We start from the raw sequence: 6,138 nt of genomic DNA, 5'->3' as shown, positions 1-6,138 counted from the left end.
CCAAAATCGAGCGCCAGCTATACGGATGCACCGCACGATGGGATGCCAAATCCAACACATGCAAAGGCAAGTGGGTGCCGCTCTATGAGCAACAGCCTGATTTAGCGCGATAATTGATATTCGCGGACAAGGACTGATGCAGGGACATGCCATGCCCGTTCGATTTTGCGGATCATGTGGAGGGTCAGCCCCCGCTTGCGGGCCAGAACCTCGGTCGCGCGCGATTGGCCGATCAGGGACGCCAGGTCAGCGCGGGTGCGCCCTTCTGCCTCCATGGCGGCCTCAATCGCTTCCACCGGGTCCAGCTTGTCGACCGGCCACCGTTTCCGCTCATATTCATCGACCAGCGTTGCCAGTACGTCGAGACGATCCTCGTCCGCGCTGCCCGCTTCCGCGCTCCAGAGCGCGCGGATTTCATCGACTGCCACCCGATGGTCGTCATCGTTCCTGATAGGTCTGATATCCATTTGCCTGTCCTTCAAAACTGATCGACGGTCGCGGCGTCGATGCGGTCATATTCAGCATGCGTCCCAATAAACTTTATGAACGCTATCCCTCGCCGGAAATGGAACGCAACGATCATTCTATGATCGCCGCCCGCCACTTCAAATCTGACCCGCTCCGCCGTCACCGTTTTTGCTTTTGAAAAATCGGCCATGACTTCGCTTGTCGAAGACCAGTCCGCATTTTCCGCAACTTCTAGCCAATGGGTCAGCGACGCGCGGGTCAGGGGATGCGTCGTGAAATAGGCCACGATGGTTTTGCGGGCGATGATCCTCATGGGTAGATCATGCCATTTCCCAATATGGGAAACAACCCCTTATTTCCCAAAGCGGGAAACCGCATACCGCCCGGCCCGCCCTCTGGTGCCCGTCAGGCACCGCCAAGCCCTTGGGTGGCACCAACCTGCCCCCAACCGCTCCCCTGTGCGCTTACGGGTCGAAAATCGCCTCCTGCACCCCCTGATAGCCAATTGAGACCTTGCATCATTGTGCGACGTGGAAGGGATGCGGATTCCTATCCGCGCATGCCTAGCGCGTGCCGCGACTAGCGGCACTCAATCTTCCCGCCGCAGGCGGTCTGATTAACGAGTTACCCACCCCTCGCCGTCGCCAGCTTTTTGGATAGCGCTATGGCGAGGCATGGATAACTCGCAGCCCCCTTTCAGGGGGTAATCATAAGATCATAGAAGACAAAGAATAAAAACCATTATTAATCAATACCTTATAACAGAGGGGTAGCTCACCAGCTATGAGCTACCCCTAGCTCACCAGCTATGAGCTAGGTTCGGATAAAATCCGAAAGTTTTTGATTGAAATTAGATCATAGACCGGGGCATAGAAATTTTCGATTTTATTCACTGTCTTTCAAAATCCGTTCACGGGTGAGCTACCCCTAGCTCACGACTGACAAAATTCATCAGCCTGTGGGACTCGGGAGTGCCAATGTCGCAAAAGTCTAAGCAACTAGGTTTGACCACCCCACCGGGCGGTACATGGGTGCAGACTGATCGCGCTGCTCATGAGAGATGGGCGCAACTGGCTATCGCCAATCCCCGTGCGTCATCGGTGCTCCATGTGCTGGTAGCTCAAATGGGACGACATAATGCCATTGTGGCCAGCCAAACGACATTGGCAAAGGCCGCGCATTGCTCACTCCCGACCCTCAAGCGGGCTTTGTCTATACTCCGTGAACAGGGGTGGATCGAAGTCCGCCAGATCGGCCCAACCGGGACAGCCTGCGCCTACATCATCAATGACCGAGTAGCATGGACCGGTAAGCGTGATGGCATCCGCTACAGCCTGTTTTCGGCGGCTGTGTTGATCGCAGACGATGAACAACCGGATCGTGAGGAGCTGGGCGCGCAACCGGCGCTCCATCGTCTGCCTAACCTGTTTCCGGGTGAACGCCAGTTGCCAAGCGGTCCCGGCCTTCCTCCCCCGTCTGAACCATCCCTTCCGGGGATGGAACCAGATTTACCAGCTATAGAGCAACCCGATGGACTGGACACCTCCGCGCTCCATACGGTACGCGGTACACAGGACTAAGTGCGCAATGGTAAGCAGGACTTCCATAGGGCCAAAAGAGGCGGCGGAACGGGTCGGACGCTCCAAATCTGCCATCCTGAAAGCGATACGAGAAGGTCGTATCTCTGCTACTAAAAGCGATAGCGGCAGTTGGCATATCGAGCCTGTCGAATTGTTCCGTGTATATCCAGATCGCGGATCGGAAAGTACGCAATCTCCGCATACTTCCGCACCTGATGTGCGCAACGTTCCGCCCTCTGGTGCGCAGGTAGAAACCGAGCATTTACGCGACCTTCTACAACGTTCAGAGAAGCGTGAGGCCGACCTGATCGAAGAGCGCAATGCGTGGCGGGAACAAGCCCAGCGCCTCGCGCTGACCGATCAACGTGCCGCCCTACAGCCTGTCCCCCAGCGTGGTTTCTGGTCACGCCTGTTTAGCCGCCAGGGCGACAGCCCTAGCGGCGATGATGCGTAGAACGTTGGAACTTCCAATCAAGGAATTATCAAATGGCCGACCTAGTTATTTTAAATTTAGAAAACGGGGATACCATTCGCTGCACCGATCTCGCTGACGCCAAAGCAAAGGCAGCCCCCTTATTAGGAAACAACATTACCATAGAAATAACTCCTGATGGCATAGGTGGCCCTATTACAACACTGAAATTTGACGAATACGAGAAAGAATGGATTCCAGAATAATGGTTATTCATGATTTAATGGAGCGATGAAATTATGTTCGGCTTGTTCAAAAAGAAGGCTAGCAGCGAAAGTGCAGCAGAAGCGACAATGCGCAAAGAGTTTGATCAAACTATTGCAGTAGCGAGAGTTGCTCCTCTTTCAAAACAAGCGAGAGTTGGCAAAGGTATCAATGATGCACTTGCAGACTTCCACCGTCGCTATACACCAAAAGGTTTCAATGAACTCGATTTCGCAGAAAAAAAAAAATCCTACCTTGATACTCTTGCGAAGAGACAAGATGAACTTCGCCTTATGGGCGGAGATGTTGGTCTAGAGCATATCGGATATTCTCTCGTTTCAAGGTGGGCACTTGCTATTGCTATGGGCAGCGACAGCCTAGTTAATCACTTTGAAGATAGCATGATCTACTTCAAACGCGCGGCTCAAACGCTTTAATACAATTAGATGGGGGAAAAATTGAGGGAATTTAACGTATACTCAAACTCCAAAGGAAGTTCTGGAGCTGTAAAAAACGGATGGTGCTGGCCTGCCTTCTTTTTTTGGATCATTCTGGTCGCTTTTTAGCGGCTTCCTTATTGCTGCGCTTTTTATGCTTCCACTCGAATTCATTTTAAATTTTTGCAGCTGGTGTCGCGAGCGACGAGCAGCGTCGATATGGCCCCGAAGATGCAACTCGGGTGATTGGCGGAGCTATAGCCCTCGCCTTCATCATCATTCGATTGATATACGGTGCGCAAGGAAACAAGTGGCGCAGGGCTCGCTACCTCAGGAGAGGCTTTGAATTCCGTGGTACGGTGAGAGCGGCGAACAAAGCAGATGCCGTCAGGCAGTACGGGTAGAAAACACATGATTCCGCGCATGGCTGATGCCTTATAGGCTCATGCCGCGATCCCGTTGCAGGACCAGCTCGCGCTCATTGATGAGCTGGCCGATGGCGCGCGTCATCTGGGGTTCGCGCTGGATCCTCTCGATGTAGAGATCCTTGGTATGCTGGTTCGCTCCGTTATAGGCGTCCACCGCCTTGCGGAGCGCCTCCGGGGTCGCCTTCCAGTCGCTGTTATGATCGCCATAGCCGGGGGCGCCCGCCTCGCGCTTCCCGGCGATGGCCCTGAATTTCTCCGCCACTTTCTCCCGTTCCAGCGCCTGCTGGCGCTCCTGTGCCTGCTCACGGGCGCGCTCGGCGGCAAGCCGCTCCTGACGTTGCGCCTCGGAGGCATCACGCCGATCGCGATCGACCGCGCCGCTCAAGGTGGCTGCAAACTCATGCAGCTACCCGATATCCGCTGCCCCGCATCGCGCAGCCACTCGGTCCCCCGCTCGATATATTGGCGCAGGCCCCGCTGCTCGATGACGCCGGCGTTGTGCTGGCCCACCATCGTTACCGGCTCATAGGCCCGTCCTTCCCGCATGGCCTGATGCTCGGCACGGCGCTCCATCGCCGTCGCGCTCGGCCCCATATGCACGGTTGCCTCCTGCTCTATTCCGCGTCGCTGGTGGCTGCGATGGTCCACCCGCTCCGGGACGTTGGCCCGTTCCAGCGCCGCATTCTGCATCTCGGCCCACCGGCCACGCCAGCGCTCGACCTCCCCGCTCGTCTTCTGGTCCAGTTCGCGGGTCTTCACGCCCAGCCCTTCCGGGCCGATCCGCCGCGTCGTCGTCAGCAGATGGGCGTGGTGGTTGCGATGGTCGCCCTCGCGACCTGGTGCGTGGATCGCCACGTCCACCGCCACCCCATGCCGCTCGCTGATTTCCCGCGCGAAGCCTAGCGCAAGCTCGCGCCGCGCCTCGGCCGACAACTCGGCAGGCAGCGCGATTTCATATTCGCGGGCGACGGTCGAGTTCTTGCGCGTCTCGGCCTGCTCGGCGGCGTTCCAGAGCGCGGCCCGATCATTGGCCCACGCCGGGGCGTCAGCAGGTACAACAAGGGCGTTATGTTCGACGCCCTGCTTGCGGGTGTAATCGTGGACGATGCCGGTGCGCTCGTCCGTGATTTCGACGCCCGCACGATAGGCCGCTGCCGCCGTCGCGCTGCGACCGGCGGAACGACCTATCGTCTTCACCGCAAGATGGAAGCTCGCCATCGCCGCGCCCTTGCTAGCCATGCGGGAGCATGGCGCGGGCGATAGCCCGCTGGGGTGTAGGGGTATCCCCTACCGCACGCAAACGCAAGTTTGCATAAGTGCGCCCTTCCTCTCTTTCGCTCGGTCGGGTCCGGTGCTATCAGTATTGCACAGCGAAAGGATTGACCATGGCTGCTCCAACGCCAGAGGCTATCGAAACTGCCCGTCGCAAGGTCCAGCAGGCCAAGGCCCGGTTGCAGGCATTGGAAGCTCGCGCCACCACCCTTAACCGCAAGGCCGATGCCCGCCGCAAGATCATCCTCGGCGGTCTGCTCCTCGATGCCGCCATGAAAGACCCCGCATGGGAAACCCGCCTCGATGACCTGATGACGCGGATCAGCCGCGATCAGGACCGCAAGGCGTTCGAGGGCTGGACCTTCAAGGGAAGCCCCGCCGATGCCTGATCCCTTCGACCCTGCCGAGTTCGACGCGCCCCCTCCCTCCGATCCCGGCACGGACTATCGCACCCTGCTCGACGCCATGCGCAAGGCCGGGGCCGAAGGGGTCGCCCAGCAGGTCGCTGCCCTGTCCCGGCAAATCGAGCAGGACGCCCGCCAGCGCGCCGAATGGACCGCACAGGCAAGCGTGGAGGTTCATGACCTCCACCGGGCCGCTGGGGAGCTTCAGCGGGTCAGCGCGGGGGTCTGGTGGGATCGCCTGAAGGAATGGATCGCCGCCGCCTGATCGGGCTGGGCCTGATCTTCGCCGCGGCTCTCGCCTACCGCTGGGCGCAGGAACCCAAAATCGAGCGCCAGCTATACGGATGCACCGCACGATGGGATGCCAAATCCAACACATGCAAAGGCAAGTGGGTGCCGCTCTATGAGCAACAGCCCTGATTTAGCGCGATAATTGATATTCGCGGACAAGGACTGATGCAGGGACATGCCATGCCCGTTCGATTTTGCGGATCATGTGGAGGGTCAGCCCCCGCTTGCGGGCCAGAACCTCGGTCGCGCGCGATTGGCCGATCAGGGACGCCAGGTCAGCGCGGGTGCGCCCTTCTGCCTCCATGGCGGCCTCAATCGCTTCCACCGGGTCCAGCTTGTCGACCGGCCACCGTTTCCGCTCATATTCATCGACCAGCGTTGCCAGTACGTCGAGACGATCCTCGTCCGCGCTGCCCGCTTCCGCGCTCCAGAGCGCGCGGATTTCATCGACTGCCACCCCGATGGTCGTCATCGTTCCTGATAGGTCTGATATCCATTTGCCTGTCCTTCAAAAACTGATCGACGGTCGCGGCGTCGATGCGGTCATATTCAGCATGCGTCCCAAATAAACTTTTATGAACG

11 protein-coding genes are annotated in these 6,138 nt (G+C 58.2%); 6 read left to right on the top strand and 5 right to left on the bottom strand.

Annotation, left to right across the window (positions count from 1 at the left end; genetic code table 11):
- Positions 1-101 precede the first annotated feature (101 nt).
- On the bottom strand, positions 102-467 hold the full coding sequence (locus NI18_RS18140; RefSeq protein ID WP_017183752.1) for a hypothetical protein: 366 nt from the start codon (positions 465-467) through the stop codon (positions 102-104).
- Between the two features lie 11 nt (positions 468-478).
- Positions 479-781: a type II toxin-antitoxin system HigB family toxin gene (locus NI18_RS18135; protein ID WP_017183753.1), complete on the bottom strand. Its 303-nt coding sequence runs from the start codon at positions 779-781 to the stop codon at positions 479-481.
- Positions 782-2,055: 1,274 nt separating this feature from the next.
- Between NI18_RS18135 and NI18_RS23660 the strand changes: the two genes are divergently transcribed.
- From NI18_RS23660 to NI18_RS24655, 3 genes are read left to right on the top strand one after another with little or no spacing between them, the layout of a single operon-like run.
- Entirely contained in the window at positions 2,056-2,502 is a 447-nt protein-coding gene (locus NI18_RS23660) for a hypothetical protein (protein ID WP_084215278.1), read from the top strand.
- A 32-nt stretch (positions 2,503-2,534) separates the two neighbouring features.
- Positions 2,535-2,726: a hypothetical protein gene (locus NI18_RS24660; RefSeq protein ID WP_128082316.1), complete on the top strand. Its 192-nt coding sequence runs from the start codon at positions 2,535-2,537 to the stop codon at positions 2,724-2,726.
- Positions 2,727-2,759: 33 nt separating this feature from the next.
- Complete coding sequence (locus tag NI18_RS24655) at positions 2,760-3,161, top strand: hypothetical protein (RefSeq protein ID WP_128082315.1); 402 nt, start codon at positions 2,760-2,762, stop codon at positions 3,159-3,161.
- A 435-nt stretch (positions 3,162-3,596) separates the two neighbouring features.
- On the opposite strand, the gene NI18_RS27355 is transcribed toward NI18_RS24655, so the two are convergent.
- Positions 3,597-3,974, bottom strand: a complete 378-nt coding sequence (locus tag NI18_RS27355; RefSeq protein WP_017183757.1) for a hypothetical protein — start codon at positions 3,972-3,974, stop codon at positions 3,597-3,599.
- A complete protein-coding gene (gene mobQ / locus NI18_RS18120) occupies positions 3,971-4,807 on the bottom strand; it encodes a MobQ family relaxase (RefSeq protein WP_306286505.1) in 837 nt (278 codons plus the stop codon). Before mobQ ends, NI18_RS27355 begins: the two co-directional genes overlap by 4 nt.
- Positions 4,808-4,974: 167 nt before the next feature.
- Between mobQ and NI18_RS18115 the strand changes: the two genes are divergently transcribed.
- From NI18_RS18115 to NI18_RS27350, 3 genes are read left to right on the top strand one after another with little or no spacing between them, the layout of a single operon-like run.
- On the top strand, positions 4,975-5,250 hold the full coding sequence (locus NI18_RS18115; protein ID WP_037532005.1) for a hypothetical protein: 276 nt from the start codon (positions 4,975-4,977) through the stop codon (positions 5,248-5,250).
- Complete coding sequence (locus NI18_RS18110) at positions 5,243-5,530, top strand: hypothetical protein (protein WP_306286504.1); 288 nt, start codon at positions 5,243-5,245, stop codon at positions 5,528-5,530. Before NI18_RS18115 ends, NI18_RS18110 begins: the two co-directional genes overlap by 8 nt.
- Positions 5,512-5,685, top strand: a complete 174-nt coding sequence (locus NI18_RS27350; protein WP_306286503.1) for a hypothetical protein — start codon at positions 5,512-5,514, stop codon at positions 5,683-5,685. The genes NI18_RS18110 and NI18_RS27350 overlap by 19 nt, the downstream gene beginning before the upstream one ends.
- Position 5,686: 1 nt before the next feature.
- Here NI18_RS27350 and NI18_RS18105 read toward each other — a convergent pair whose 3' ends face one another.
- The gene (locus NI18_RS18105) at positions 5,687-6,013 is read right to left on the bottom strand and encodes a transcriptional regulator (protein WP_306286502.1); all 327 of its coding nucleotides are present in this window, start codon (positions 6,011-6,013) and stop codon (positions 5,687-5,689) included.
- Between the last annotated feature and the right edge of the window lie 125 nt (positions 6,014-6,138).

It is taken from the genome of Sphingomonas sp. Ant20 (assembly GCF_000783375.1).
Taxonomy (GTDB): domain Bacteria; phylum Pseudomonadota; class Alphaproteobacteria; order Sphingomonadales; family Sphingomonadaceae; genus Sphingomonas; species Sphingomonas aerolata.
The sequence above is the reverse complement of the archived record's forward strand: the minus strand, read 5'-3'. Positions and strand labels throughout refer to the sequence as shown.